This is a genomic window from Vibrio sp. DW001 (genome assembly GCF_029016285.1).
In the GTDB taxonomy this organism is placed as follows: Bacteria; Pseudomonadota; Gammaproteobacteria; order Enterobacterales; family Vibrionaceae; genus Vibrio.
The window spans coordinates 1,450,071-1,477,044 of sequence record NZ_CP091976.1 but is presented as its reverse complement, the minus strand read 5'-3'; the positions used below and the strand labels follow the sequence as shown (position 1 = coordinate 1,477,044).

Sequence of the window (26,974 nt, the reverse complement as noted above, 5' to 3'; positions counted from 1 at the left end):
TAGTGATAACAAACCGGGTAAACACTTAATAGCGACAATCATGGAGACAATATTATGATCACCGAGTTAATCAATGAAAAATTGATTCGTCTTGATCTTAAAGCTACGAATAAAGAAGATGTATTTGTAGAGTTAATTGACGTATTACACGCAGAAGGACGCATCAGCGACAAAGAACAGTTTTTAGCCGATATCAACGCACGTGAAGAGCTAGGAAATACGGGGTTTGAAGATGGTGTCGCCTTACCACACGCGAAAAGTAGCGCGGTAACTAAGCCCGCCGTTATTATTGGTGTCAGTAAATCAGGCATCGATTATGGCGCTGAAGACGGTAAGCCTTCTAAACTTTTCTTTATGATCGCCTCTCCAGACGGCGGATCTAATCACCATATTGAAGTGCTTGCTGAACTATCATCTAAATTAATTCAGAATGGATTCATCGAGCAATTTCTTAAAGCAAAAACAGAAAAAGACGCGTTAAAACTGCTATTAGAAAAAGTAGAGCCCGCGGGAAACAATCCTGTTACTGACAAAGGTTTTCTCATTGGTGTAACAGGTTGCCCTACAGGTGTTGCGCACACTTATCTAGCCGCTGAAGCACTTGAAAGAGGCGCAGCAGAGCTAGGTTATGAGATTAAGGTTGAAACCAACGGATCTATTGGTGTGAAAAACTCACCAACATCAGAAGAGATCGAAAAGGCGGATGCGATAGTTGTCGCTAGCGACAAGCAAGTTGATATGAATCGTTTTGCCGGCAAAAAATTAATCGAAACGGGTGTTAAAGCCCCTATTAGTGACGCAAAAGGATTAATTACAAAAGCACTGAATGCCCCTGCTTATAAGGCGGACGGAAAAGAGAGCAGCGACACACCTAGCTCTATTTCAAAAACACGCGGAGAGTTATATCGTTACTTGATGAACGGCGTATCTCATATGATCCCGTTTGTGGTTACTGGTGGTCTTCTGATCGCGCTTGCACTTGCAATTGGTGGTGAACCGACCGAAGCGGGTATGGCTATTCCTGCGGGCAGTCTATGGAATAAAATTTTAGATGTTGGTGTCGTTGCGTTCACATTGATGATCCCTATTCTAGCAGGTTATATTGCTTACGCTATTGCAGACCGTCCCGGCCTTGCTCCAGGCTTAATCGGCGGCTGGATTGCCAACAATGGTTCGTTCTATGGCGCAGAGGCCGGAACCGGATTCATTGGCGCCATTATTGCTGGTCTATTGGTTGGTTACTTTGTCCGCTGGTTAACAAGTATTAACTATCACAAATTTATTCGACCCCTCGTTCCAATCATGATCGCTCCGATCCTTGGTTCGTTGTTCATCTCTGCACTATTTATCTTTGTTATTGGTGCGCCAATCGCAAGTTTAATGGATGGCTTGAATGCACTTTTAACGAGCATGAGTACAGGTAACGTTGTTCTGCTTGGTATCGTCCTTGGGGGTATGGCAGGCTTTGATATGGGTGGGCCTTTCAATAAAGTCGCCTTCTTATTCTCTGTCGGCATGATCGCAAACGGACAGACTCAGTTCATGGGTGCAATGGCTTGTGCGATACCAGTCGCACCATTAGGTATGGGCTTGGCCACAGTACTTGGACGGAAACTGGACCTATTCGAAGCCTCTGAAACTGAAGCTGGTAAAGCAGCCGGTGCGATGGGCTTAGTGGGTATCTCTGAAGGGGCAATACCTTTCGCGGCGCAAGACCCGGTGTCTGTAATACCAGCGAACGTGCTTGGTTCAATGGTCGCTGCAGTCATGGCTTTCTCCTTCGGAATTACGAATAGCGTTGCACACGGCGGTCCAATCGTTGCCTTGTTAGGGGCAATGAATAAACCCCTTCTTGCTATAATGTGTATGGCAGTCGGTTCTATTGTTACCGCGCTCGTTTGTATTGCATTGAAAAAAATACGTCAAGGCAAGACTGAAACTGCGTTAGCATAATCGTTAAGCATCACCGCTAAAGTTTCAATCTGTTCATAAACCCTCCTATATTAGGAGGGTTTAGTTTTAATACAAATTTGACACCAATCAATACAACTACTATAAATGTATTTATTTCGTATTATCACTGCATTTCTAATCAAAAATAGCGTAAACTACGTTTAATTTCACCATTCAAATTAAATCCAGATATTCGGAAGGGAACATCATGACTCAGGCAAAAAATCCGTGCTTTTTCCCAATGCAAAACGTTATTCAAGACTATGCATGGGGTAGCCGAACTTCAATAAACCAACTATTTGACATTGAAAACCCGGACAACAAACCTCAAGCAGAAATCTGGATGGGCGCCCACCCTAATGGTTGTTCTAAGATAATTGAAAATGGTGAAGAACAATTGCTTTCCGATTTTATCAATTTAGATAAATCTGGTATTTTGACCCTAGGAACCGATACTCAATTTGGTGAACTTCCTTATTTATTTAAAGTCCTTGCGGCAGAAAGTGCGCTTTCAATCCAAGTCCACCCAAGCAAAGAGCAAGCAGAAATCGGGTTCCAAAAGGAAGAGCAAGCCGGTATACCCCGCACCGCTGGTAATCGAAACTATAAAGATCCTAACCATAAGCCAGAGTTAGTTTACGCACTGACATCATATCAAGCGATGAACGGTTTTAGAGAAATCGCTGACGTCGTGGCACTATTTGATAAAACGAACGTGCAAGCAATTCAAAGTATTGTTGATACTTTCAAAGCGTCTATTGATGAAGTCGGCCTTGAAGTCTTCTTTTCTGCACTGCTTTCTTTAGAAGGCGAAGTTAAAGAAGCAGCCGTTGCTGAACTGCTAGCTTTTGCTAAAGCACATAAAAACGATCCACTGTTTAGTCTAATCCTAGAGCTTTCTGAACTATATCCAGGAGACATTGGTCTATTCGCTCCATTGATGCTTAACGTTATTACACTGCAACCACGCGAAGCTATGTACTTAGATGCCTGTACTCCTCATGCTTATCTAAAAGGCACCGGCTTAGAAATCATGGCTAACTCAGATAACGTGTTACGCGCAGGTTTAACACCTAAGTTTATTGACGTTGAAGAGCTTGTAAAATGTACTATCTTCAAAGAGAAACAGGCGAGTACGCTACTGGCAAACCCAATTGACCAAGACGGTGGACTTTTTTACCCGGTTCCTGTCGATGATTTTAAATTCGCGGTATTCGAAGATATCATTGGTCTTACGCTTCGTACCGACAGTGCTGAAATCTTGCTTGCACTAGATGCAGAAGTCACACTTACTCATTTAAGTGGTGAGTCGGTAACGTTCAACAAAGGTGAGTCCGTGTTCATTCCTGCCTATACGGGAAAATACCAAATCACTTCAAAGGGCCGAGTGGCTCGCGCATTTAACTAACGTTTAACAACACGTTAATCGCTTCGTTAAATCATAAAAGCCAGAGACGTTAAAACCTCTGGTTTTTTGTTATGCATGAATTCGATCTAAAACCGTTGCCAATAAGACTCCTCTTAGTAATACATCGTCGTTTTTATCTATTAAATCAGGCCACAAAACCTGCCTATTAAGACCTTAGTACGTTATTTCACTCAAAAACGCCTCAATACCACTCACTTTATGATATCAGTAGACTATGAAATTGCTTGTTAACATAAATATCTGTAATGTTTGCTAGGCAAAAATTGGATATTTATCGGATTTAAACTGGAGTTTTGGCGATGGCGATTGAGCAAGCCTACTTTTTTAGCGTAGCCCTCATTAATTTGGTATTCGCTTTTGCCGCGACACGGGTAAAAGAATTAGAGAATCGCTCTAACTCGATCAGGTTTTTTATAATCGCGTTTTTTGCTTATTTTGTTAGCTGGTTTATCTACGTGTTTGAAGTCAGCACTGTGTTGGAAATCACATCAGCTTTCGCCTCGACCATTTTTGTCTGGGCAATGGTTATCTTCGCCTGTAAACGAACAGCTACAAAGGTTCCGTGGTCATTAATTGTTGGACTCTTTGTCCTTAATTGTGCAGCACAACTCTATTTCATATTACAAAGCGACCTCACTTACTACTTGCACATAAGCGGTGTATTTCTGCCAGTGGCTTTTGGTTCTATCAGCTATATGTTTTTGCGATTAAAAACTGTCCGGTACCCCTCCGACAGCGTCGTCGGCTACGCATTTTTATTCATGGCCTTCGTCATCTTAAGTCGCTCTGTATTGATGGAAATATCGCCAGAGTTATTTTCTCAATCCAGTATATATTCACAAATAATTTGGCCCGCTTTCTGTACTGTTATTGGTGTCTTTGCATTGCTGAGTTACACCGAAGAAATTCAAAGCAAACTTGAAAAAGAGTCCAATACTGACCAACTCACTGGTATTTACAATCGTCGTATGTTTGATAGCAAATTGAAACATGTACTCGGTAAGCTAATACAACACAACCATGTTGGTGCTTTAATCTATCTAGATTTAGACGGGTTTAAGCCGATAAACGATCAATTTGGACACTATGTAGGGGACACGGTTCTTGTTGAACTCAGCTCTCGCTTACAGCATCGATGTCAATTTAATGAAGTCGTCGCTCGGTTAGGTGGTGATGAGTTTGCAATACTCATCGTCAACGCCGGCAGTTCACTAAACGAGGCAAAAAGTCATGCACAAAAAGTGGCACACCAGATACAACAATTAATAAAGAATCCAATCAATACGCATGGTTTAGTACTACAAGTTGATTGCAGCGTCGGCATACATATGTTGTCACCAAACTCTCAGAGTGCTCATATTGCGCTAAGAGAAGCCGATAATGCGATGTATCGTTCTAAGAAATCACAACGAGGCAGTATCACCTTTTCAAGCGAAACACCCAAAGCAAACTACAGTATCGCTAAGATAGGAATAGACGAAATAGATGAAGACCACCAACGGTTAGACGACCTCATTCAATCTGTTCACAACAATCAACAAGACTTCACGGAATTTAAAAGCCTGTTTAAGAAACAGATGAAACAACATTTTCAAAATGAGGTCAAAGTGAGCAAACGACTCGGTCTAAACATGACCTCAGAACATATTCAGCAACACGTTCAAATAATCAAGTCACTCAATGAGTTGTCCTCTCTTGCAGATGAAGATAGCGTGCATGAGTATTTGGCCATCGTCCATAAAATATTAGAAACTCATGCACTTGAATTCGATAGAGAACTCGTACCTTCTCCTTGAACAACGTGGCTTGATAAAATTCACTTCTATCAAGGGATAATCTATCGCTCAATTTGTACAAGAGACGATTGAAAAAAGTGTTAATACCACCCTACACTTAAAGAAATTAATCATGAGGAAAATAGACAATGAGTTACAACCACATACTTGTTGCTGTAGATTTAAGCGACGATAGCCAACTATTGGTGGACAAAGCCGTTGACCTTGCCAAAGCAACCAAAGCCAAACTATCACTTATCTATATTGACGTAATGAAAGACGACGACTTCACTCATCAGATCGTACATTCGTTTGTGAATGACAGCGCCAATAACAACATATTGCAAGAATCAAAAGCACAGCTGAATACGCTCAAAGAGAGTACTTCCTATCCCATTGAACAAACCTTGGTGGGTTTTGGTGGTCTCTCTCAAGAGCTAGAAGATGCCGTTGCCGAATACGAAATTGATCTCATTGTCTGCGGTCATCATCAAGGATTCTGGCACAACATCAACTCCTCGGCTAAACAGGTTATGAAATCCATTCCTGTGGAGTTACTGGTGGTTCCGTTAGCCTAGTGTCTTGCAACGATTACCCGATTTCATTCTATTATTTTTAGTCAAGGAACATCCCATATAACTCGTCTTTCGATTCAGCTACATTATGCTTAAACGGGTGCATCATTTCGTTTTCAATAGGTGCACCTTCAGGTTCCAAACTTCATATTTTCCTTCTTTAAATCCGCTATTAGTTCAAGTCTAACGGTCAGTCCATATAAAATACCTTTGTTTTATCGTGTAATAATATATGGTATCTATGTATGTCTTCGTCAATTGAGATAAATAATTCAGAACTAAACACGTCGAAAACAGAAAACTAAAAAAAGGTTTTATTCGTAAATAGAAGCAATTGAAAATAAATGTGCTTCTTGGCGTTCTACACATTTACAACCAACGTCAATTTAGTTGGTTGTCTGTATCCATTGGACAATTTTTGAAGGTGAGATTTGATGGCAGATAAAGAAAGAAAATTTGGAGACAATGCAACGCTTGTTTCTGTTACTAATTTGGATGGTGTCATTCAGTACTGTAACCGCGATTTTATTGTAATAAGTGGTTATTCAGAAGACGAGTTGATCGGTTCAAATCACAACCTCGTTCGCCATAAAGATATGCCCAAAGCGGCCTTTGAAGACCTATGGTCTACCGTTAAGGCAGACAAACCTTGGAAAGGCATCGTTAAAAACCGTTGTAAAAACGGAGACTATTATTGGGTTGATGCTTACGTTACTCCAGTCCTCGAAAATGGGAAGAAAGTGGGTTACCAGTCAGTAAGAAGTTGCCCTTCAAGAAAACAGATAGACGATGCTCAGGCTCTATATAAAGACCTAAATAATAACACTCAGAAGAAAATCCCAAAACCAAGTTTATACGCCACAATGACGCTCGCCACTCAAGTTAACACAATTGTTGGTTTAGCATTCATTACATTCTTAGCCATGCAATGGAATGAGAATCAGCTGTTTAGCTTAGATATTTTTGATGTCGCCAGTAACCTATGGACAGTACTGTTATTTGGAATACTGTTGTACCTGATTAATTTTGATGTTGTACAAAGAATCAATAGATTAACCAACATTATTAAACGCATTTCCGCTGGCGATCTGACCGAAAAAATTGAGATCATCAAGCAAGATGAAATTGGTGAGACTGTGATGTCAGCGAAAATGCTTCAAGGACGGTTAAAAGCCGTTGTTGGAAGGTTTGGCGAATCTTCTCATGATTTGGTTCTCGCGACGGAAGTGCTCGCGAAAACAAGCAGCACAACCAAAGAAAGTATGAATTTGCAGCATATGGAGACAGAACTGGTCGCAACTGCTATGAATGAAATGAGTTCAACGGTAGCAGAAATTGCCCAGAACACCTCTCGTACATCTGAACTCGCATCGACAGCCGATATCGCAGCCAACAAAGGCAAAATCATGGTTTCGTCTACAAGAGACACGATTCTCGAACTGGCTGAAAGTCTTTCTAGCATCTCAGTGACCATTAACTTATTGGCCAATGAGTGTCAGCAAATACGGGATATTACCGAATCTATCAGTAGCATCTCAGACCAAACCAATCTGTTGGCACTGAATGCGGCTATAGAAGCCGCAAGAGCAGGGGAACATGGCAGAGGCTTTGCCGTTGTAGCTGATGAGGTTAGAGTCCTTTCATCTCGAACTCAGCAGTCAACGGTAGAGATAAATACCATGATCGAAAAACTGCAAAGTGGCAGCACGAATGCGGTAAGCGCCGTAGATAAAGGGATAGAAAAAGTTCAATTTTCGGTAACGCAAATTCAAGGGACCGAAGACGCCTTTTCAAAAATTGTGGAATCCGTAGCCGATGTCAATGACATGAATATGCAGATAGCGACGGCCGCAGAAGAGCAATACAGTGTCGCTGAAGAAATGAATCAGAATGTAACGTCAATAAGTACCCAGTCATATAGAACAGCCGACAGCATTCATCAACTAGAAGAAAAAGTTGAATCGTTAACCAAGTTGTCAGTGTCACTTGAACTCCAAATGGACCAGTACAATCTAGGTGATTCCGTCTCTATGCCTTAGTTTCAGTCGGCAATCCTCATGGCCAGTCGCTGTAGGCGCTGGTCATGAGAGACGCGACCCTTCTTTCTTCTTTTTGCTTTCCTCTTTCAACGTCGACATTCAAATTCAATTTACCCATTCATGTAATGAGCCCGCGACAAATTCATCAAAACATTTTGAATCATTACCCGTTACATAATTTGCTAAAACTGCAATAATGACGGCCATAATGTTTGGTGGCCTTATAAATAAAGGCATTCTCATCTATAAACAAACCATTTCAATCAGTAGGACAATCATCTATGCGCGCGTTTGTATTACGAGCTAGAGCGGCCTCCACTGACAGCCAACAACTTTTGGCGTCGGTTGGACAAGAAGCACACAGCGAAATTTTGGCTCACACTTTAATGAATACCATCTTTGTCGCGCAATCCCATCGTGATGATGTCGTTGTTTATCTCGTACTAGAAAAGACTCAAGACTATTCTCGCACCATCTGCTTCAGCCCAAATGAGATTAGTAATTTCGGCGGATTCCATGAACAGGCACTTTTAAACAAAGTGACGAATGCACTGGATAAATCGAAAGGTATGGTCAAAGAAGAAGAGCGTCCAGTGGAACCGGGCATTACCGTGCGAACTGTTAGTTTCGAAAAGTTGGTACAAGAACTCGCTGAAGACTATCAATTATTCATGATGGACAAAAAAGGTACGCCTATTCGGGAGCAAGAATTCATTGGTAACCCCTGCTTTTTGCTGACCGACCATATCCCTATGCCAAAGAAAAGTTTCAACAGTTTGAAACGACTTGGGGCAATAAAGATAAGCCTTGGCCCAAGAATGCTGTTTGCCTCTCAATGCGTCGTATTGATTCACAATGAACTAGACATCAATCATTAATTCAATGTGTCCTTGAGGTCACCTCTATTTCTCAGAGTTTATTATCGATGCAGTGAAATTCAAATGGTTGTCGTTTGGATTTCACACCACAATTTCATCACTACCACTCCCCTTACTTCACACTCTTTATCTTACTTGCGGATTTTGCATATTAAATATCCACTCGATTGATACAGTACGGCCATCACTTTCTTTTCTTCAATAAATAACGGTGATACTTCTGAAGTTAATTTCGTAACACACTGTTATGATTAATATCTTCTTCACAGTATCATCCGATAGTATACATTATTTATGAGTTACTCATTCGTTGCACGACAGCCTATTTTAGATCGCAATAAAAATACGTTTGCCTATGAACTCTTATTTAGAGACGGATCAAAAAATGCGTTTCCACATATAGACGCCGATCAAGCGACTGGTCGAGTCATGCTCGATCAATTTTTCAGCACTCAGTGTCCTGCCATAGGAGACAAAATAGGTTTTATTAATTTTCCGTATAACAGCCTCATTTCACTGGCCCCTTTGCTGCTACCAAAAGAAAAAATTGTCGTTGAAATATTGGAAGACTGCCTGCCAACGGATGAATTATACACGGCGATTGTTCGACTCAAGTCCGACGGATATTGTATTGCGTTAGACGACTTTATTCCTTCGCCTGAATGGCGCCGGTTTTTACCTCATATCGACATTATCAAGTTTGATATCCGTGTTATACCACTCAAAAAAGCCGCACGTTTTATAGAGAAACTGAAAGGTTCGAAGATACAATTTCTAGCCGAAAAAGTCGAAACTCATGAAGAATTTCAACAAGCATTAGCATGCAATTTTGATCTGTTTCAAGGGTATTTTTTTAGTCGACCAGAAATCATCAAACAGAAAAAAATATACCCGTTCCTCGAAACCGTGATTGAGTTGTGTAAAGAGATATCAAACAAAGAGATCAACTATAAAAAGTTAGAAGCTATCTTTACTTCAGACGTTACCCTCTCATTTAAACTATTACGTTACGTCAATTCATCCCAACTTTTAACACCTATTCGTTCATTTCATCAAGCACTTGCTTTTTTGGATGAAGAAAAACTACGAAAGTTTATCTCTCTCGTGACCATTTCTTCTATCGCAGAAGATAAGTCCGATATTTTATACACACTTTCGATACAAAGGGCTCGTTTCTGTGAATTAACGTCTCAAAATAATGAGAACGACATGGGTAATAATCAAGCATTCCTGGTTGGTTTATTATCTCTATTGGACGCATTATTTGACGCCCCTATTGAAGATATCGTCGATATTCTTCCGGTTGAACCGACCGTAAAAGAAGCGTTGTTATTTAACTCGGGGACGCTAGGACGATTACTTTCTCTCGTCAAAGCGTATGAAAAAGCGGATTGGGAAAGCGTTGCCCAAATAAACACCCTTTTAGATTTTAAAGAAGATTTCACCCGCCATTGTTACGATCAGTCAATGCGTTGGTCAGATGGCCTTTAAAGGCTGAAAAATAGCAGACACAACAACTTATAATGGAATTGTAATTTGAGTAATCCATTCGTAAAAGCCGAAGAGTTAAAAAGGTATTTGGACTTTGGCATGAGATTATCTGGAAACATAGCGTTTATGGCGGAAGAGTATTATACATTCCAATGTAAATTTGTCGGCCTTAAAGAAGATAATTATCTTATATTCGAGCTCAGTTCTAAGGTAATGGAAGACCTTATTACTCGTAAAACAACAGAACTCGACATCATTATTCGAGGGTTTGCAGATACAGACGTTGGCCATGTAATTGCCTTCAAGAGCCACATAATGAGCATTAAGACTATTGGGTCATGGTTGCTGTTTATCCAATATCCAAATAGCATTGAAAGCAAACCGATAAGAACGAGTAAACGATTTAAAGTCGACATTCATGCTGATATTTGCGTTAACAATAGAAGGTACACTGCACGCTTCATTGATATCTCAGTAAGCGGTTGCGCGCTTTATATCAAAGAAGATAGAATCGATATAAGCATTGGTAATGACGTGATCATCGAACCTGAAATGACACATATTCCAAAACCCTACCCTAAATCAACTGTCGTCAATATGCGCCGTCATGCGGGCGGTCTTATAATCGGGGTTGCATTAGAAAAAAAACTCGTTATGAATGACGACTTAAAGTTAGAAGTACTTAATCATGTCATTGAGACCACAACTCGATGAGCGACGAAATACTCAACTATAACATCTCAAAACGATTGAAACGCCTCCGTTTTGTGTAGTGACTAGTGCCTTCATCAGGAGTAGAATTGTCTCTCTTTTTACAATGGAATTATCATGGAACCTATTCGTCTAACTCAATACAGTCACGGCGCAGGTTGTGGCTGTAAAATATCACCTCAAGTACTTGATACTATTCTAAAAACTCAGATATTACCATTTAACGATCCGAACTTACTGGTCGGAAATGAAAGTAAGGATGATGCGGCGGTTTATGATTTGGGTAACGGTACCGCCGTCGTTAGTACGACTGACTTCTTTATGCCCATCGTTGATGACCCATATGACTTCGGTCGTATCGCCGCCACAAACGCAATAAGCGACATATACGCAATGGGCGGAAAACCCATTATGGCCATCGCCATTTTAGGTTGGCCAATTAATATCCTCGCCCCAGAAATCGCCCAAAAAGTCATTGAAGGTGGACGGGCTGTCTGTGCTGAAGCGGGTATTTCTCTTGCTGGTGGCCATTCCATCGATGCCCCTGAACCTATATTTGGTCTTGCAGTCACTGGCATTGTAGAAACCGACAGAGTTAAACGCAATAATCAAGCAGAGAGTGGCTGCGAGCTTTTCCTAACCAAACCGCTTGGAATTGGAATTCTGACGACAGCCGAGAAGCAATCAAAACTTTCCGAAAACCACAAAGGTCTTGCACGAGACTGGATGTGTAAGCTAAATAAAATTGGTGCTGAATTTGCTAATATCAGCTCAATAAAAGCCATGACAGATGTCACTGGATTTGGCTTACTCGGTCACTTAAGTGAGATCTGTGAAGGCAGCGGGCTTCAAGCGGAGATTACCTTTGCTAACATCCCTACTCTACCGGGTGTATTCGATTATATCGCTCAAGGTTGTGTGCCAGGTGGTACGCAAAGAAACTTCGATAGTTACGGAGAAAAAATTGGCGAGATCACTGATCAACAAAAAGCCATTTTGTGTGACCCTCAAACCTCTGGAGGCTTACTTCTTGCCGTTTCAGAAGAAGGCAAAGCGACCGTTAAAGCACTCGCGGATAAACATGGTATTGAACTTCTATCTATCGGTAAACTGATCAAACCGACAGACCAATTAGATAACGCCAACAACCATGCTCTTATCGAGGTTGTTTGATGCAACGGCAAAATTGCAATGATTATGAAATGCTCTTTAGCAAGGACATTCCATTATTGGATGTCCGCGCGCCTGTCGAATTCAGTCAAGGTGCGTTTCCATTATCGATAAACATGCCGTTGATGACAGACGAAGAGCGTTCATCCGTCGGTACATGTTACAAGCAACAGGGGCAAGAAAAAGCCATTAAGCTGGGACATCAATTGATCAACGGCGAAATCAAAGACCAACGAGTCGCAATGTGGAAGGCTTTTTGCGAAACGAATCCTAATGGATACCTATATTGTTTTCGCGGCGGGATGCGCTCACAAATCACTCAGCAATGGCTTAACGAAGCAGGTATAGACTACCCATTTGTTACTGGTGGATATAAAGCACTACGTCGATTCTTGATCGATACCGTAGAACAGGCCTCTACTATGCCTAAGATCGTTCTTGGTGGTAATACTGGTAGCGGTAAGACAGACCTTATCAAATCTCTCAAAAATGGTATCGATATAGAAGGGGCTGCAAATCATCGTGGCTCGTCTTTTGGCCGCTATGTAACCGAACAACGTACTCAAATAAATTTTGAGAATCAGCTTGCTACTCAGTTGGTAAAAAAACTGGAACAAGGCTGTAAGAGTTTTGTTTATGAAGATGAAGGCAAAACGGTAGGATGTGCTTCGGTGCCCAATTCTATAAGAGACGCGATAAGTGAATCTAATTTAGCGGTGATTGAAGACCCTTTCGATGTTCGACTTAAGCGCCTGCTTGATGAATATGTAATTAAGATGCAACTTGATTATATCAAACACTATGGCGAAGAGTTAGGTTGGAAGGCGTTTTCTGATTATCTCAATCAAGGACTGTTTAAAATACGAAAAAGATTAGGTTTAGAACGCTACGGTGATCTTCTTCAAGCGCAACAGGATGCCGTAAAAATAATGCAGAGTTCAGGTGATATCACTCATCATGTAGATTGGCTAGCTCCTTTGCTCAAGCAGTACTATGACCCCATGTATGAATATCAACTTGGTAAAAAATCTGAACGTATTATTTTCCGTGGATGCTACTCTGAAGTAGAAGCATGGTTAGAAAGTGTTTAGACGTTTGTTTTGCTTTTGCTTAGCCAGCTTCTCATTACCTCTTTTGTAATTACCCGTAATACGAGCCATTAATTGCTGCCCATCGCCGTCAGAAAAACTGTCGGCGTCATCCAAAAACTCATCTGCTTTTCGTCCACGCAACACCGTTGCTTTCTTACCTCGATGAAAGATATGTACTTCTTCTGCTATTTTTTTAAATGTAAAACCTAAATCTTCTTCTTGTATTTTCATTTAAATGAACTCCATTTCAAATCAACGATTTTAACACCTATCCATTAACTTCTATTCGAAGAATATACTCTCGCGCCCTTCAAGTCATCATACAGAATCCACAATCCAAACTTTTTATTATTTATTTTTATATTTTTTCAAAATATATATACACATTATTCTCGGATTAGCTGGCTTTTTTGCATTTTTTGAACTAGATCGCACTTACAGTAAATAATTGAATATTAACAATATAAATTGTTTCACGTAATGTATGTAAGGTTTTTATCTTTTTATTAGTGCCAATTTACCCACAATCCGTGGGCCTGCCACCCATTTACTACACGACTGTATAGTATAATATGAGTCTCATAGGACGACACGGGGCAAACCTGATCGTTCAATTGAACCCACTATTTCAAATTGCGTTATTAATTCAAAAAGGAATACAACATGAAAAAATTAATTGCTATTACTGCTGGTCTACTCGTTGCTTCTTCTGCATTCGCTTCAGTACACACAACGTACAACGAAACATCCGTTTCAACGGCAAATTTCCAGACGAAAGCAGAAGCGTTTGATGCAGGTTTTGACATCACCGATTCTCTTCAAGCCATGACACAAACTCAACTTCGTAATGAGTTACCTACTATTAATGAAAGTAATGTTCGCAATGTCGCACTTGAAGGAACCGAAGTAAAAGTAGAAGAAGTTGCGGTTGCTCGCGGTGACGTTCAATACCGTGCAGTTATTGCTGTGGACTACAGCTTCGACTCAAAAGAAAGAGATTAAACTCGAACATTTGTCTATTCAAAGTACAAATAAAAACAACACGCTAATAATAAGGTACATAACATGAAAAAAATTATTACTCTTACTGCCGGTTTACTCCTTGCTTCTTCAGCGTTCGCTTCTGTTCAAACGACGCACAGCGAAACATCGGTTATTTCCACATTTTATCAAACCAAAGCTGAAGCACTAGACGCTGGTTTTGATATCACAGATTCATTACAAAGCATGACCAAAAGTCAGCTGCGTAATAAACTACCAACTTATGCATCCAATGGCGTTCGCGATATCGCTATCGACGATACACAAGTTTCCGTTGAAGAGTTTGCCGTTACGCGTGGTGAGATCCAATATCGTGCTGTTGTTAACGTAGATTATCACTTCGATGCAAAAGAAAGAGACTAATCGTCCATTTCGATTTTTTGTACAAAAAGCCAACGGGCAAAGGATAGCCTAGTGGTTTTTTGATTGATAAATCAACCTCAAGAATAATGCCATAAAACGCCATTTACAAAAAAGCAACATATCAACGCAATTGTAGTGCTATCATCAAGTTACCAAACGACTTACGGCAGAACGATAGATGCAAGCCAACGACACAAGAAACGCCGAAATATCAACATCCACATCAAACGGCGAAACAAAAAAACTCACTGTTTTATTCGAACTCATTCGATTCATCCGTCCTTATAAAGGTCGCGTCGTTCTCGCTCTCATCGCCTTACTATTTACCGCAGGGATTATGCTATCGGTAGGACAAGGCGTGCGGTTTCTCATTGATGGTGGTTTTGCACAGAACTCGCTAAGTGAGCTTAAGAAAGCCATTATCTTTTTGCTTACCATTACGGTCTTTATTGCTGCAGGAACCTACTCCCGTTTTTATCTTGTCTCCTGGCTTGGCGAACGAGTCAGCGCCGACATACGCTTGGCCGTTTTCAATCACGTTATTACTCTGCACCCAAGCTATTTTGAAACCAATGGCAGTGGCGATATCATGTCACGCATCACAACGGACACGACTTTACTCCAGAGCATTATCGGCTCATCATTTTCCATGGCAATGCGCAGTGCGCTTATGTTTGTCGGCACGTTGGTCATGTTGTTTGCAACCAATATTAAGCTCACTCTTGTGGTGATGGCGATTGTCCCACTGATACTTATCCCTATCCTTGTATATGGTCGACGCGTACGAGCGTTATCTAGACTGAGCCAAGATTCTATGTCGAATGTTGGCAGCTATGCAGGCGAAGCTATCGAGCATATAAAAACAGTACAAAGCTATACCCGTGAAAACGAGGAGCGCGTAACGTTCGCCAACGAAGTGGAGAAAGCATTTGCCATTGGTAAGCAGCGAGTTCAACATCGGTCTATATTAGTCGCTGGTGTAATTATTATTGTCTTTGGCGCGATAACAGGCATGTTATGGGTCGGAGGTAGTGACGTCATTCACGGAACAATGTCTGGTGGTGATTTAGGTGCATTCGTCTTCTACTCGATTATTCTTGCCTCATCACTAGCGACAATCTCTGAAGTACTCGGTGAGCTGCAGCGAGCAGCAGGAGCAACTGAACGCTTGGTTGAGATATTACAGGTGAAAAGCCATATCTTGCCACCGGTCAAAGACACATTGAAAGCGGCCGACTTCAGCACCGAAATAGCCTTTGAAGAGGTGACATTTCATTACCCGTCACGGCCAGATCAGTCTGCTACTAACCAATTGTCCTTGGCGGCTAAAAAAGGGAAAGTATTAGCACTCGTCGGCCCATCTGGAGCGGGAAAAACCACACTGTTTGAACTACTACAACGGTTCTACGACCCGCAATCGGGTAAGGTCACACTTGGTGGAATCGATATCAAAGAGCTCGATCCTAAAGATCTACGTGAACAGATGGCGTTAGTTCCTCAACACCCCGCTCTCTTTAGCAGCGATGTGTTTCACAATATTCGTTACGGAAAACCTGACGCAACAGACCAAGAAGTGATTGAAGCGGCAAAAAAAGCACATGCTCACGAATTCATCGTCAACTTACCCGAGGGCTACCACAGCTTTCTTGGTGAGAAAGGCGTTCGATTATCTGGTGGACAGCGTCAACGTATTGCTATCGCAAGAGCAATACTAAAAAATCCAACTATTTTGTTGCTCGATGAGGCCACATCAGCCCTTGATAGTGAGAGTGAACATCATGTCCAACAAGCACTAGAAGAGTTAATGAGAAATAGAACAACCCTGATCATTGCTCACCGACTATCAACTATTCAGCACGCGGATCAGATTGCCGTATTAGAAAATGGCAGACTGGTGGAAATGGGAGATCACAATGCACTCATGGGAAGCTGTTCGCTGTATCAAAGGTTGGTTGAACTGCAGTTTAAACACCTAAATTAATAAAAGTGAAACAAAAGTGACACAAAAGGGTTGCATTGAAAATGCATTGTATATACAATGTATTTAATCGAGATTGGCAATGCAATGTAAGGGGAATATTATGACTGTAAATAACGATTTGAGAGCTGCCCTAAAAACTTGGAAGTCGACTGAGCTGACAGAAATGAACGAAGCACCGATTCTATTTAGACTTGTAGGCCTTGCTGTTGTATCTGTATCCACTGTTTTAGCGATTCTGATGTAACATCTCTCTTGTAAAAGAGCTGTCAAAAAAAGAGCCAAGAAAGTAGACCGTAACAGTCTTTTTTCTTGGCTCTTTTTTGATCTTATCATCTATCAAAAAGATCTCTATCGTTCGTCTTCACTTAAGTAATAAATCAAACTCTCCCGTTAATTTAACGCTCAAGCAAAACTCAAACGCCATGTCTACTTTACGGACTCCGTTGGTTTACTCTTTTACCTGCTCATGATGTTTGGTTAGCTGCTTATATAAGCTGTCTTTTAGCGCCATACGTTGAAGCTTTAGCTCATGCATATTGTCATCATCAATTGGACTCCCTACTATCTCTAGCTGGCGGATACTGTAGTCCAGTTCATGATATTGCTGAAGATCGGCTTTGAATATTGGATCGTCGTGGTTAAGCTGAACAATGTCTAATTTAAGATCAGGAAAATCTAAGATAAAGGCATGGTTTTCATTTAGCATCGGCATTCTCTCTTCAGTCGGATTACCTATCATTATAGAAGTATTTTGCTCAAAAAAATGTGGCTTAAAACACAAAGCATTTAAGTGTGCAGAAAACGACGTTCTCAGAACTATTTATGACTCTATATGCTCTATAATTTTCGTTTCTATCCCCAACAAAACTCGCTTACCCTCAACAGATTCAATATCGAGTTCACACCAACCATCTGTGCTCATAAAGTCGACCGATTGATAGGTGATAGATTGACTCTTATCGATACTGGCAGATATACGAAATATCCCTCCGTTGGTATGTATTCTGCTAATCAAAATTTGTTTCATACCAACGTTCTTTCCTTTGTATATACAGCATCTAATCTCCACGAAATCTGAGTCCTATCCACGAAATCTCCACCATCTCCACCATCTCCACCATCTCCACCATCTCCACCATCTCCACCATCTCCATTAAATCTACGTCATCTCCACGAAAGTGGAGATCTAAATCCACCCAGATTTTCGTTTTCACGGGAAAGGTGAGGGATTAGAGTACTAACCGATCGGCATTACTTATATAAAGAACCATCTATATGGTGAACATGCATCAATGAAACTTATTTTTCCGCTCGTGTTTCGACTCATCTAATAATGGTGTTTCTTTGTGAAAAATGTCTTGAAAGTGATCACATAATTTTCGGTGTCCATAGATAGGTGCAATCATGTCCTTTTCCATCACAGTCAGGAAAAACTCCGCGGAACCCGTTAATTTCTCAGGAAGCTTTGCGGCAAAAAACAAAGATATTGTTCTTATCCAATCAGGCAAAAAAGTAATTTTGGGCATCTTATTCTGAGCCCAAAACGCGAGCTCTGCTATCTCATTCACGGATAGAACATCAGGTCCTCCAATGTCATACTCACGTTCATCTCTTTCGACTACATCTATGCAGAATTGCGCTAAGTCTTCACCATGAATGGGATTTAGTTTCACATCACCTTGACCAAAAACATAAGCTCGACCGGATTTTGCCATAGAATAAAATTCTTCTAGATCAGAGTAATAGCCATTGGGTCTTACCACACAAGGGGTTAACTTAATGGAGGCAAGTAGCCTGTCAGAAAAACGCTCTTTCGCGTTAAGAAGCCGAACACGCCGATATTTTGGAGCATTAAAAGCAGAGACATAGATGAATTTTTTGACACCTGATTTTTCCGCTTCTTCTAATAGGTTAAGATTGGCTTGAAAGTCAACGTCCATAAAACTCAACCCATCCTTTTGACGAGTAATGCCAACGCACGAAATCACAACATCAATATCGTTGCAACACCCCTTTAAAGTACTCATCTCCGTTACTTGGGCGATCTCAATTTGCTTATCAATGAGCCCCATCTTGACCAGTTTAGAACGACGCCTCGCCAGAGCTTTAAAGTCTGCCTCTTGTTTAAGTAATTCATTAACAATGTGACTTCCTAAGTAACCCGTCGCACCAGCGACCAAGATACGAGTATTTGGTTTATTCATTCGAATCCCCCTAAATTAACTTGGTTAAGAAAAACTGAGTGCCTAATGTTATATGTTGATCGAGTTGCTTGCTATTCATTGCAATTTGTCCGGAAACCCTCGCGTTGTCATAAACCCCACTGCGCCAAATATGGAATAAAATATCGCCTAAGCGATAGCTATCGAAGAAACCCGACACTATTCCCGCCTGTTCAAGTACATTACCAATTTGACGGACTGCATTTTGTGGGCCTTTCTTAAACAAATCTTGCTTAAATTCTGAATACTCCACACCGGCAGAAAGCATCGCGTTATCAAAAGCAATCACTCTAGGCTGAGTAATGAGTTGCATCAGATTTGTGCCTAGCTTTATCAATAGCCGTTCTAGATCTACAGGGTCTTTTACGTTCTCTTTTATATCTTGTAAAAGTGGGGCAAGAGCATCACTGGTAAAGGTCTCGACGTAAGTATTTAATACCCCTTTAAGATTACGAAAGCGGCGATATAACGTTGCTTTCGATATCTCTGCGGTTTTAGCAATTCGTTCTATGGAGAGTTTTGATATGCCATCGTTTGCCAATATGTTGTCTATGGCTTCGAACACTTTTTGTGTCTTCTCATCATCGATAGGACGGCCTACGGCCTTTTTGTCCGTTTTGTTCATTTTGTTCATTTTGTTCATTTACTGAAGGCTCCGCTCTATATCTATTTGATGTGGTTAAATGTACAACACCTAATTATGACACGCAAGCGTACCATAATTGATTCTGCTTTATTGAATATTCTCTAGAGCAATACAGTAGAAATTAAGCGGCCCTATCAGCATATCGACATTCAAGTCGACCTTAGCGTTTTTGTTGTTTAACGCTAAGGCATACCCATGGAGATAATCCACCAACAAATTGAGCGCGTTTGTTCTCGATTCATCATCAAGGTTCAACGGTTTAATCACGTCATTAAATCGGTCAATAAACACCTGGGCAGGGCCTGACGCATCCATAGAAAGTAATGTTTCCAGTAATCCTGGATAATTATCAAGTAATGTGAGATAGCTCGTGGAAAGCTCTGTTAGCTCCTGCTTCCAATTGTCATTCACTTTTGGCTCATAGATATCTTCTATCAGAGAAACCGTAACGGCTTCTAGTAAGGTATTTTTATTGCTGAAATAATAATAAATGGCCATGGCATCAACACCTAAACTTGATGCCAATTTACGAATACTCGGAATTTTGCCTTCGTCTTGCATTAAACGTTTTGCCATATCCAAAATAGATCGTGCACTCAATTTGTTACTCGTACCTTTTGGGCGACCTCTTTTTTTATCCTTGACAGTCATTCTATCCACTCGCTAAACTAATGATAATTTCTACGCTGTAGAATAAATTGTAAATCATTCTGAACGTAAAGCCAAGGTTTGGATAGTGTGTGTGAAATAAAACAAGAATGAGGTGTTGAAATGAAATGTTCTGTATATATCGCAACAAGTGTTGATGGCTTTATTGCCAAAAAAGATGGCAATGTAGATTGGTTACATACCACTGGTAATCTTGATGCAGATTTGGGTGAACATGCGGACATGGGTATGACTGAATACATGGCATCTATTGATTGCATGATCATGGGTCGAAAATGCATGGAGATGATTTCAAGCATGAACCTAACACCAGAAGATTGGTTCTACGGCGATACGCGTATTATTGTACTGAGTAACACGTTGAAAAACCCACCCGTTAATATGAGGGACAAAGTAGAGATGTATTTCGGTGATCTTACCGCCTTAATATCGCGACTTGAAAAAGAAGACCATCATCATGCTTACATTGATGGCGGTGCAACCATCCAAGCCTTCATTAATCTTCAATTAATCAACGAAATGACTATTACCCGTATACCCGTGTTGTTAGGCGAAGGTATTTCACTGTTCGGTAAAACATTTAAGGATATACAGTTAGAGCAAGCGCAAGCGATCACCTTTGCGAATGACTTTGTGCAAGAGAAGTATACGGTTAATTACCAGTAATACTCTCCTGATAGACCTACGTTAAACAGCAACGAGCTTAAGGGTCTATACATATATTTAAGCGATAAAAAAAGGGTTAGCACAAAGCTAACCCTATTATTTTTATCGTTATCAGTGGCATCGAAGCACTGGCATCATATCAAGCTAGTCAGCATCTCATCTGAGTACTCAACAAGGTCTTTCCCAGTACGAACGCGCTCAACATAATCAGGGTTAGCAATAAATGGTCGCCCAATCGCAAGCAGGTCAAATCTATCCTTCGCGATAGCGTCACTGCCTGTTTCTGCTGTGAAACTGCCTACGCCTACTAACGTCTTGTTATAGATGCTGCGAACATAGTTTGAAGCGCGACCACCTAGATATTCAAACTCCATCGCATCATCAAAAACGCCGATATGTAAAAAAGCCAAATCACGTTTCTCAAGCTCAGGGACAAGATAGTCGAAGACATCACGATCACGACTGTCGCCAGCCATATTGAAATAGGCACCGGGTGATACTCGTAGTGCCGTTCTTTCATTGCCAACACGAGCAACAATAGCGTCCACTACTTCAAGTGCAAAACGCGACATATTTTCAGGTGTCTGTCCATATTCATCAATACGGCGGTTACTGTCATGATGTAAGAACTGATCAATTAAGTAGCCGTTAGCACCGTGAATTTCAACGCCATCAAAACCGGCATCAATCGCGTTAGCTGCTGCTTGGGAAAAATCGCTTACTAACTGAGTAATGTCGTCAGCGGTTATAGCCTTAGGTATTTGATACGTTAATTCACGCATTCTAGGGACACTACCTTCAACCCCGACGGCTGAGGGTGCCATCACGTCCTGACTGCCTGTTGATTGATAAAAATGAGGATGTGCCACGCGGCCCGTGTGCCAAAGTTGGGCAAAAATTTTGCCGCCATTTTGATGTACTGCATTTGTCACCGTTCTCCAGCCGTCGATTTGAGCCGGAGTAAATAAACCGGGCGTATTAGGATAACCTTGGCCATCAGGTCGTATGATGACTGCCTCTGAAATGATTAACCCTGCTTCGCCTCGACGACCATAATAATCGGCCATATCTTGAGTTGGTATTAGGTCATCATCCGCCATGCAACGAGTCAGTGGTGCCATGATAATACGATTTTTTAAAGATAAAGTTTTATTGAGAGCATAAGTTTGAAATAGGTTATCAGTCATAGCGACCTCTGTATCTTGAATGTTCATTCAAGATACTCTTTTGTGAATGAGCGTTCAAGATCTTTTTTGAATAAGCGTTCAATATTGGTTACAATAGTTTCACTAACATAGATTATTCAGATAAAAGTCCTAACGAGAGTGACGAGTTAATAATGCGAATTGCAGAGTTTGATAGAGAGAAAGTACTACGATCTGCCATGACCTCCTTTATGGATAAAGGTTACAGCAAGACCAGTATGCAAGATCTAAAAAGGGCCACCGGTTTACACCCTGGTTCTATCTATTGTGCGTTCGAGAATAAAAGGGGTCTCTTCTTAGCGGCAATAGACCAGTATCATCAGGATAGAATTACAGAATTCACTGGTTTTTTTTCAGGTCAACGTTCGGTGCTTATTGAGCTTAAGTCCTATCTAGATCATATCGTTGTAGAGTGCCAAAGCTGCGATGCCTCCCGGGCATGTTTATTGACTAAAGCATTGAACGAAGTCACTGAAAAAGACGATGAAGTACATAGCATTATCACTCTTCATCTGGCTAACTGGCAGCAAGCGATTACTCAGGTTTTGCAAAGGGCTATTGATCTGAAAGAGATGAGCAACGACCGCGAGGCCGATGCTCGCGCTCATTATCTGATGATGGGGATATATGGTTTAAGAACATTCGCTCATACTCATCCTCAAGGGGATACTATAACGCAGCTTGCCGAACAGCTTTATCAAGACGTGTGTCGATAAGTAAGTCACGAGGTTTAGTCATTCCTTAGCTTATCAGGTGAATCGCTATTAACGATAAACTAGGGTTCAATTAGAGGTTTTGTGTAAACACCCGAATCCGATGTCCATCAGGATCAATGGCAACAAATGTCAGACCAAAAACCAACTTTGTAGGCGTTTGAAGGAAATTTACCTCTTTGGTTTTCCATTGGTCGTAAAGCTCGTGCAATGTTTTTGAATCTTCGACCACCAAGGATAACTCTGTCCCTCCACCCATGATGTTAGCTAAAGGTAACACTTGCGTAAGTTGCTTTAACTCAATGGTGACACCCTCTCCTAAGGAAAAAGAAACGAACGTTGGTGATAAAACCTCTCCTTCACATTCAAAGGTTTTCGTATAGAATTTCTTACTGGTTTCAATGTCTTTGACATAGAGAACAAACGAATCGATCTTAAACATATTATCTCCTAAAGCGATACAGCGTGATTTGATTAGTAATATAACGAACGCGAATGACAGTTCTTGTCAGTAGCGCACGTTTTTCTCACCAATGCCTTCCTTTTGCTGCCACTCTTTCAATAAATCACGACGAGCACGTCGGTACTTTTGTTCAAGTGTCTGCCACTCTTCTATCCTATCAAGCCTGAAATTACGAAATGCCTCTTTTGTTTCACACCAAGCCACCAAAACATAATGCTGCTGAAACAAACCGATAAGAATAGGCCAGATTATCCGCGCGCTAGAGATGCCTTGCGCATCTACATAGATAATTTTGGTCTTAAATTGTTGCTGGATAGCATGCTTAATGTCAGACAATTCTCTCGTTAGATGTGGTACTTCAATAACAGAAGCCACACGTATGACATCTTCGTTGCGCTTCGCACTATGATCAACAGGCAATACCGCCGATATCTTTGCGATAGCATTTTTTACTGCCCCACTAAATTCGCCATGTGCTTGTTTGGCAACCCAATCGGCGCCCAATAGGAGCGCTTCTAACTCCTCCAATGAAAACATCAGCGGCGGTAACATAAACGTCGGCTTTAATACGTAACCAAGCCCTGCTTCGCCTTCAATCTCCGCGCTTTGCGTTTGTAGTGTGGCAATATCTCGGTAGATAGTACGCACACTCACATTTAGCTCATGAGCTAAATGTTCAGCCGAGACAGGGTATTTATGACAGCGCAGCAATTGGAGTAAGTCAAAGAGTCGTTGGCTTCTAGACATGAAGGTACTTTATCTGAGTAAACCGAAAGATTACTACATCGATATATCCAGCGCTATTCTTAACTCAAGCAAGATCAAGCTTCACACCAATTAAAATTAATTTTCAAAATAACGTGCCATTTTCTGAAGTGCCGATAGTGTTTGCTTCAGTTCATCCTCCGTAAGTATATTTTCCCCTTTCATTGCCCACAGTCTTTGCTTTGTATCCAACAGGCGATATATACGCATTCCTTCTTCTGTTAGATCTACATATTTTGCCCTTTTGTGGCTTGGGTTAACGACCCATTTTAATAATCCACCGTTTGCCATTATATCAACGACACGTTGTGTCGCCTGTCGACTCTGTCCCATAGAACGCCCGATTTGAGGGACAGTCAGTAATCCCTCAGAGGTGACGATAGCGCCCATAACTTTCCATCTCGCACTACTCAGTCCATATTCCTCTGAAATTTCATCACCCTCGGCATTCAGCATTCCACTTACCCTAAAAATTTCCAAAACAATTTGGGTAAAGGTTTCCCCTTCTTTTTTTATAGTCATGTTTTTTCCATCGTTAATTTGACAACATATTGTCAAACCACTACAATTGACAACATGTTGCTAAATATACCCTCATGGAGACATTAATGAAACTCTTAATTCATAGAATATCTGCCATCATTGCGACGCTTTGCGTCGTGACTTTCTTTACATCAACCATAACCGTTGAGTTATTCGGCTCTTTAGAGTCGGTAGCACAGGTAAAATCCTTTATCGTATTACCGGGTCTTTTTATTCTTATTCCTGCTATTGCATTAACAGGCGCAACAGGTTTTTTAATCTCTAAGGAACGAAAAGGACGCCTCATTGAAAGCAAAAAAAAGCGTATGCCTTTTATTGCCATAAATGGACTTTTAATCCTTTTGCCTTCAGCGATTATGCTCAATCAGTGGGCGATGGAAGGTAGTTTCGATACTGCATTTTACGTTGTCCAAGCCCTTGAACTCATTGCTGGATTCATAAACGCTAGTCTAATGATTCTTAACATTCGAGACGGACGAAAATTCACACACAAAAGGTAATGATAGGAACATAAACACAAAGCCTGCCATTAGAAAAAGACACCTTCTTATTTGTGCCTTAGTAATGACAGCAAGCTATTCACTACAAGCTGAGAACGCAGCCTTTGAAATGGTTTGCCAATCTTGTCATACAGGCGTCTTTAAAGGCTGATAGATTAGTTGTTCACATCGCCGCAGGCATTATTATTGGTTGCGCCTTTATTGCCCGTCTCATCTTGAAACTCGCATCACCTTTAATAGTTAGCAATAGTAATGAAAATCTGCATTTAGATAGAATAGCGACATGGGTTCATAGAACCATCTATATTCTTGTCTTTAGCGTCGCTCTAAGCGGGCTAGGAATAGCAATTCAAATTGATATGCAACAGATACTTGCGTTCGGAGAAACGATGCCCTTGTCACTCTCTGAGCTACCGATAAGAAAGATTCACGGAAGATTAACCACTCTGTTAACCATTATTATTGGCCTGCATGTATTGGCCGCTCTATTTCATCAATTTGTTTTAAAAGACCGTCTATTATTTCGAATGTGGATTGGTAAGAAAAAATAGTCCACGTCTCAGTTTTCTCTCTTTTCTGTAGATAGAAAATGAAATGATCTTACTTGTTCGTTGGTGGAATGGAAGGACCAAGTGATCCAACGTAAAGAAAGGATCGTATCAACGTAACTGTAATAAACAATAACGAGACAGCTATGACGCAATTGACCCTATTTTATGACGGAACTTGCCCACTCTGCGCAAAAGAAATGAAGGCGCTTACAAAACAAGATATTACAAAGCTTATTCAGACCGTCGATATTTACGGTGATACTTTTTTCAATTATCCGCAAATTGATGCCCAACAAGCGAATACTATCTTGCACGCTCTAGACGATAAAGGACAATTATTACTCGGTTTGGATGCCACGCATCGTGCGTGGCAGTTAGTAGGGAGAGGCTGGCTCTATGCTCCACTTCGCTGGCGTATAATCAAGCCAATGGCCGATTGGTGTTACCTTTATTTTGCCCAAAACAGATATCGCATATCGTTTTGGTTAACGGGTAAATCTCGATGTAATAAGGACAGTTGTTCACGTTAGATCTCTTTACCTATTTCCAACCAGGAAGCCAATTCTCCTTGTTTTTCAAATCGTTCCAGTTTATCGCCTGTGAACGTTTAGAGATGATGGCTTCTATTAAACAACGCACCACTTCATTGCCTTCTATCTCTACCTCCGTGACTAAAAAGTGCTTTTCCTTTTTGATAGGATTAACGGCTGTCCATTTACTATTAAGTAATTTCTTTGGATTAATTTTATTCACCAATACCTTCCCACTGTTTCATCATTTATCTACGGAAAATTCCGTTAATCTTGTTATGAATGATTAATAAGGTCTATTAACGAATCCCCCCCCTTTAATCAAACAACTCGATCACTAGCTTGTTATTCTTAATGACCAAATTAGGTTTCGCCGATTTAAGCAGTGCTTGCTGAACTTGGTCCCCATCCAGCTTGTAGACAGGGAGTTGAGACAACGCGTGACCAATCATTGAAACCGCTGGTTTTAGAAGCTTTGTTATTTCAGGAGTCAGTTGCTGACTATGGTCATCAAACTGCTCTAAACGAAGCGATTTTAAAAATATCTCTCCGCTTTCCTGATCATATTCAGGAATCGCACTAAACTCGATATCAAGATCCAGTTCTGTATTCTGCATACTGAACATCTGCACTTGTGCACGAGTATTTGCAAAAATGGAGACGCGCTCTGCATCTGAACGACCAATTTTTACTTTCAGGTCGTCAACGGCAACTTGTGCATACATGACATTCTCAATGCCCACTGATTGTTCAAGAACCACACTATCTTGCAGATATTCAGTCATATCTTGTTCTGAGATGCTATAGCTAGCACAACCACCAATGAACAAGGCTGCGAATATTAATGTCATTATTTTTGCTGTTTTTATTATCATCGATATCAACTCTTATTCGTCCGTTAAAAACGCGGCGTTTTTATGATTCACAAACTAAACAGTAGCACTAAAAGAAATGGTTCTGATTTTTTGTCGTTCTTATAACTTAATACTACCTTCATTAGAAGC

General features: G+C 40.9%; 31 protein-coding genes. 19 read left to right on the top strand and 12 right to left on the bottom strand.

Annotated features, from left to right (window positions below; all coding sequences use genetic code 11):
- The first annotated feature begins 54 nt into the window (after positions 1-54).
- The 10 genes from L3V77_RS24055 (at position 55) to mnmH (ending at position 13,112) form a co-directional block, all read left to right on the top strand.
- Positions 55-1,953 carry a fructose-specific PTS transporter subunit EIIC gene (locus L3V77_RS24055; protein ID WP_275137343.1) on the top strand — a complete coding sequence of 633 codons (1,899 nt, stop codon included), beginning with the start codon at positions 55-57 and terminating at the stop codon, positions 1,951-1,953.
- A 208-nt stretch (positions 1,954-2,161) separates the two neighbouring features.
- Positions 2,162-3,361 (top strand): mannose-6-phosphate isomerase, class I, encoded by a 1,200-nt coding sequence (gene manA / locus L3V77_RS24050; protein WP_275137342.1) that lies wholly within the window; start codon positions 2,162-2,164, stop codon positions 3,359-3,361.
- Positions 3,362-3,681: 320 nt separating this feature from the next.
- Entirely contained in the window at positions 3,682-5,178 is a 1,497-nt protein-coding gene (locus L3V77_RS24045; protein ID WP_275137341.1) for a diguanylate cyclase, read from the top strand.
- Between the two features lie 128 nt (positions 5,179-5,306).
- Complete coding sequence (locus L3V77_RS24040) at positions 5,307-5,735, top strand: universal stress protein (RefSeq protein WP_275137340.1); 429 nt, start codon at positions 5,307-5,309, stop codon at positions 5,733-5,735.
- Between the two features lie 431 nt (positions 5,736-6,166).
- On the top strand, positions 6,167-7,771 hold the full coding sequence (locus L3V77_RS24035; protein WP_275137339.1) for a PAS domain-containing methyl-accepting chemotaxis protein: 1,605 nt from the start codon (positions 6,167-6,169) through the stop codon (positions 7,769-7,771).
- Positions 7,772-8,052: 281 nt separating this feature from the next.
- A complete protein-coding gene (trmY, locus tag L3V77_RS24030; protein WP_275137338.1) occupies positions 8,053-8,649 on the top strand; it encodes a tRNA (pseudouridine(54)-N(1))-methyltransferase TrmY in 597 nt (198 codons plus the stop codon).
- A gap of 294 nt (positions 8,650-8,943) precedes the next feature.
- The gene (locus L3V77_RS24025; protein ID WP_275137337.1) at positions 8,944-10,140 is read left to right on the top strand and encodes an EAL domain-containing protein; all 1,197 of its coding nucleotides are present in this window, start codon (positions 8,944-8,946) and stop codon (positions 10,138-10,140) included.
- 45 nt (positions 10,141-10,185) lie between these two features.
- Complete coding sequence (locus L3V77_RS24020; RefSeq protein WP_275137336.1) at positions 10,186-10,854, top strand: PilZ domain-containing protein; 669 nt, start codon at positions 10,186-10,188, stop codon at positions 10,852-10,854.
- 111 nt (positions 10,855-10,965) lie between these two features.
- Complete coding sequence (gene selD, locus L3V77_RS24015; protein ID WP_275138241.1) at positions 10,966-12,024, top strand: selenide, water dikinase SelD; 1,059 nt, start codon at positions 10,966-10,968, stop codon at positions 12,022-12,024.
- On the top strand, positions 12,024-13,112 hold the full coding sequence (gene mnmH / locus L3V77_RS24010; protein ID WP_275137335.1) for a tRNA 2-selenouridine(34) synthase MnmH: 1,089 nt from the start codon (positions 12,024-12,026) through the stop codon (positions 13,110-13,112). Before selD ends, mnmH begins: the two co-directional genes overlap by 1 nt.
- On the opposite strand, the gene L3V77_RS24005 is transcribed toward mnmH, so the two are convergent.
- On the bottom strand, positions 13,098-13,343 hold the full coding sequence (locus tag L3V77_RS24005; RefSeq protein WP_275137334.1) for a hypothetical protein: 246 nt from the start codon (positions 13,341-13,343) through the stop codon (positions 13,098-13,100). The two genes, mnmH and L3V77_RS24005, sit on opposite strands and share 15 nt — an antisense overlap.
- A gap of 432 nt (positions 13,344-13,775) precedes the next feature.
- Here L3V77_RS24005 and L3V77_RS24000 point away from each other — a divergent pair, with 432 nt between their 5' ends.
- The 4 genes from L3V77_RS24000 to L3V77_RS23985 all read left to right on the top strand — a co-directional run bounded on the left by L3V77_RS24000 (position 13,776) and on the right by L3V77_RS23985 (position 16,741).
- Positions 13,776-14,114, top strand: coding sequence for a DUF3316 domain-containing protein (locus L3V77_RS24000; RefSeq protein ID WP_275137333.1), 339 nt, complete (start codon positions 13,776-13,778; stop codon positions 14,112-14,114).
- Positions 14,115-14,177: 63 nt separating this feature from the next.
- Positions 14,178-14,516, top strand: a complete 339-nt coding sequence (locus tag L3V77_RS23995) for a DUF3316 domain-containing protein (RefSeq protein ID WP_275137332.1) — start codon at positions 14,178-14,180, stop codon at positions 14,514-14,516.
- A gap of 178 nt (positions 14,517-14,694) precedes the next feature.
- Positions 14,695-16,497 carry an ABC transporter transmembrane domain-containing protein gene (locus tag L3V77_RS23990; protein ID WP_275137331.1) on the top strand — a complete coding sequence of 601 codons (1,803 nt, stop codon included), beginning with the start codon at positions 14,695-14,697 and terminating at the stop codon, positions 16,495-16,497.
- 100 nt (positions 16,498-16,597) lie between these two features.
- On the top strand, positions 16,598-16,741 hold the full coding sequence (locus L3V77_RS23985; protein WP_195705293.1) for a hypothetical protein: 144 nt from the start codon (positions 16,598-16,600) through the stop codon (positions 16,739-16,741).
- A gap of 204 nt (positions 16,742-16,945) precedes the next feature.
- Here the strand turns inward: L3V77_RS23985 and L3V77_RS23980 are convergent, their stop codons facing one another.
- The 5 genes from L3V77_RS23980 to L3V77_RS23960 all read right to left on the bottom strand — a co-directional run bounded on the left by L3V77_RS23980 (position 16,946) and on the right by L3V77_RS23960 (position 20,016).
- Complete coding sequence (locus L3V77_RS23980; RefSeq protein ID WP_275138240.1) at positions 16,946-17,203, bottom strand: YdcH family protein; 258 nt, start codon at positions 17,201-17,203, stop codon at positions 16,946-16,948.
- 114 nt (positions 17,204-17,317) lie between these two features.
- The gene (locus L3V77_RS23975) at positions 17,318-17,524 is read right to left on the bottom strand and encodes a hypothetical protein (RefSeq protein ID WP_275137330.1); all 207 of its coding nucleotides are present in this window, start codon (positions 17,522-17,524) and stop codon (positions 17,318-17,320) included.
- 262 nt (positions 17,525-17,786) lie between these two features.
- The gene (locus L3V77_RS23970) at positions 17,787-18,701 is read right to left on the bottom strand and encodes an SDR family oxidoreductase (RefSeq protein ID WP_275137329.1); all 915 of its coding nucleotides are present in this window, start codon (positions 18,699-18,701) and stop codon (positions 17,787-17,789) included.
- A gap of 10 nt (positions 18,702-18,711) precedes the next feature.
- Positions 18,712-19,362: a TetR/AcrR family transcriptional regulator gene (locus tag L3V77_RS23965; RefSeq protein WP_275137328.1), complete on the bottom strand. Its 651-nt coding sequence runs from the start codon at positions 19,360-19,362 to the stop codon at positions 18,712-18,714.
- 90 nt (positions 19,363-19,452) lie between these two features.
- A complete protein-coding gene (locus tag L3V77_RS23960; protein WP_275137327.1) occupies positions 19,453-20,016 on the bottom strand; it encodes a helix-turn-helix domain-containing protein in 564 nt (187 codons plus the stop codon).
- A 120-nt stretch (positions 20,017-20,136) separates the two neighbouring features.
- On the opposite strand from L3V77_RS23960, the gene L3V77_RS23955 reads away from it, so the two are divergent.
- Positions 20,137-20,700 carry a dihydrofolate reductase family protein gene (locus L3V77_RS23955; RefSeq protein WP_275137326.1) on the top strand — a complete coding sequence of 188 codons (564 nt, stop codon included), beginning with the start codon at positions 20,137-20,139 and terminating at the stop codon, positions 20,698-20,700.
- Between the two features lie 134 nt (positions 20,701-20,834).
- On the opposite strand, the gene L3V77_RS23950 is transcribed toward L3V77_RS23955, so the two are convergent.
- A complete protein-coding gene (locus L3V77_RS23950; protein ID WP_275138239.1) occupies positions 20,835-21,887 on the bottom strand; it encodes an alkene reductase in 1,053 nt (350 codons plus the stop codon).
- 152 nt (positions 21,888-22,039) lie between these two features.
- Here L3V77_RS23950 and L3V77_RS23945 point away from each other — a divergent pair, with 152 nt between their 5' ends.
- A complete protein-coding gene (locus tag L3V77_RS23945) occupies positions 22,040-22,621 on the top strand; it encodes a TetR/AcrR family transcriptional regulator (protein WP_275137325.1) in 582 nt (193 codons plus the stop codon).
- Positions 22,622-22,691: 70 nt separating this feature from the next.
- Here the strand turns inward: L3V77_RS23945 and L3V77_RS23940 are convergent, their stop codons facing one another.
- From L3V77_RS23940 to L3V77_RS23930, 3 genes are all read right to left on the bottom strand, one after another.
- Complete coding sequence (locus L3V77_RS23940) at positions 22,692-23,060, bottom strand: VOC family protein (RefSeq protein WP_275137324.1); 369 nt, start codon at positions 23,058-23,060, stop codon at positions 22,692-22,694.
- Between the two features lie 66 nt (positions 23,061-23,126).
- Positions 23,127-23,828: a YafY family protein gene (locus L3V77_RS23935; RefSeq protein ID WP_275137323.1), complete on the bottom strand. Its 702-nt coding sequence runs from the start codon at positions 23,826-23,828 to the stop codon at positions 23,127-23,129.
- 96 nt (positions 23,829-23,924) lie between these two features.
- A complete protein-coding gene (locus L3V77_RS23930; protein WP_275137322.1) occupies positions 23,925-24,368 on the bottom strand; it encodes a MarR family transcriptional regulator in 444 nt (147 codons plus the stop codon).
- An 86-nt stretch (positions 24,369-24,454) separates the two neighbouring features.
- Here L3V77_RS23930 and L3V77_RS23925 point away from each other — a divergent pair, with 86 nt between their 5' ends.
- The 3 genes from L3V77_RS23925 to L3V77_RS23915 all read left to right on the top strand — a co-directional run bounded on the left by L3V77_RS23925 (position 24,455) and on the right by L3V77_RS23915 (position 25,970).
- Positions 24,455-24,889, top strand: a complete 435-nt coding sequence (locus tag L3V77_RS23925) for a hypothetical protein (protein WP_275137321.1) — start codon at positions 24,455-24,457, stop codon at positions 24,887-24,889.
- Positions 24,890-24,993: 104 nt separating this feature from the next.
- Positions 24,994-25,440: a cytochrome b/b6 domain-containing protein gene (locus L3V77_RS23920; RefSeq protein WP_275137320.1), complete on the top strand. Its 447-nt coding sequence runs from the start codon at positions 24,994-24,996 to the stop codon at positions 25,438-25,440.
- Between the two features lie 143 nt (positions 25,441-25,583).
- Positions 25,584-25,970: a DUF393 domain-containing protein gene (locus L3V77_RS23915; RefSeq protein ID WP_275137319.1), complete on the top strand. Its 387-nt coding sequence runs from the start codon at positions 25,584-25,586 to the stop codon at positions 25,968-25,970.
- 10 nt (positions 25,971-25,980) lie between these two features.
- Here the strand turns inward: L3V77_RS23915 and L3V77_RS23910 are convergent, their stop codons facing one another.
- Together L3V77_RS23910 and L3V77_RS23905 are read right to left on the bottom strand one after the other, a co-directional pair.
- A complete protein-coding gene (locus L3V77_RS23910; RefSeq protein WP_275137318.1) occupies positions 25,981-26,193 on the bottom strand; it encodes a TIGR02450 family Trp-rich protein in 213 nt (70 codons plus the stop codon).
- Positions 26,194-26,287: 94 nt separating this feature from the next.
- The gene (locus L3V77_RS23905) at positions 26,288-26,845 is read right to left on the bottom strand and encodes a DUF1439 domain-containing protein (RefSeq protein WP_275137317.1); all 558 of its coding nucleotides are present in this window, start codon (positions 26,843-26,845) and stop codon (positions 26,288-26,290) included.
- Between the last annotated feature and the right edge of the window lie 129 nt (positions 26,846-26,974).